The following is a 1,054-nucleotide window of genomic DNA, read 5'->3' as shown; positions in this document are numbered from 1 at the left end:
CGGGAGAGGGAGCTGACCGCGCTAGGTCGTGAGTTTTCGTCACCCCTCGCCTGCTGGTGGGCGCCCGGCTAGGGGAGAGGGGCCGGGGGTGAGGGGCCTTTGATCTGGCTTGTGATCTACCCGCCCCGTTCACCGCAAGGCCGAGTGGAGTCGTTGTGTAAGGGGTTGAGCGGCAGGAGCCGCGAAAGGCGTGGGGCCATGGATGGCCCTGCACGCCGCCCCCTGGAGCAACGACGCAGCGAGGGAACCTGGAGCGCAGCGCAAGGCCAAGGTAGGGGCAAGCGTTTTGCCTACTTTTCCGCGACTGGAAAAGTAGGTCGCGCGTAAGGCGCGAAACAGATCTATCAGCCCACGCGGTAACGAACAAACCACCAAGAACCCGGTGCGCACAGCACACCCTACGTCCGTCGGGCGTTAAGGCTCCAACCCGATCCCGCGCAACACCACCGCCGTAATCGTCTGCACCGCCTGCTCAAACTGCTGATCACTCAGCGGCTGATGCCCATTCAACGCCGTCACCTGATAATCAAAATCCGCATAGTGCTGGGTCGAGGCCCAAATCAAATACAACAACGCAAACGGCTCCACCGGCTTGATGCGTTTTCCCTCAACCCACTGGCGAATCTTGTTCTCTTTGAACTTGGCCCCGGCAAATAAGTGCTCATCCAAGATGTCGCGAAACAACGGCGCGCCATGCATGATTTCGTTGGCCCACAGCTTGGAGCCATGGGGCCGCGTGCGCGAGTGGGTCATCTTTTCCCGAACGTAGCTGGTCAGCACCACCCGTGGGTCATCGAAGTGGACAAAACAGGCGCCTTCCAACTCCCAAACGCTCAGCAGGTTAACCAGCACCTCGCGGTACAGGTCGTCCTTGGTGGTGAAGTAGTAGTGCAGGTTGGAGCGCGGCAGGTCGGCGCGCTTGGCGATGTCGGACATGGAAGTGCCGGCGTGGCCTTGCTCGGCGAAGACTTGCTCGGCGGCCAGAAGGATTTTCTCGACGTTTTTGCGGCGGATTTTGATCTTGTGGTTTGTCATTCCATTCCCAGCCCTGCTC

Annotated in this window: 1 protein-coding gene; it reads right to left on the bottom strand. The window is 60.3% G+C overall.

Annotation, left to right across the window (positions count from 1 at the left end):
* Positions 1-414: 414 nt before the first annotated feature.
* Positions 415-1,035, bottom strand: coding sequence for a TetR/AcrR family transcriptional regulator (locus AAAB16_RS09045; protein ID WP_340663034.1), 621 nt, complete (start codon positions 1,033-1,035; stop codon positions 415-417).
* Positions 1,036-1,054: the final 19 nt, after the last annotated feature.

Source organism: Pseudomonas sp. (assembly GCF_037994325.1).
Classification (GTDB): Bacteria; Pseudomonadota; Gammaproteobacteria; order Pseudomonadales; family Pseudomonadaceae; genus Aquipseudomonas.
The sequence above is the reverse complement of the archived record's forward strand: the minus strand, read 5'-3'. Positions and strand labels throughout refer to the sequence as shown.

Coding starts and splice junctions, on each gene's coding strand:
- AAAB16_RS09045 (WP_340663034.1), bottom strand. CDS start 1,035: ATGACAAACCACAAGATCAAAATCCGCCGCAAAAACGTCGAGAAAATC.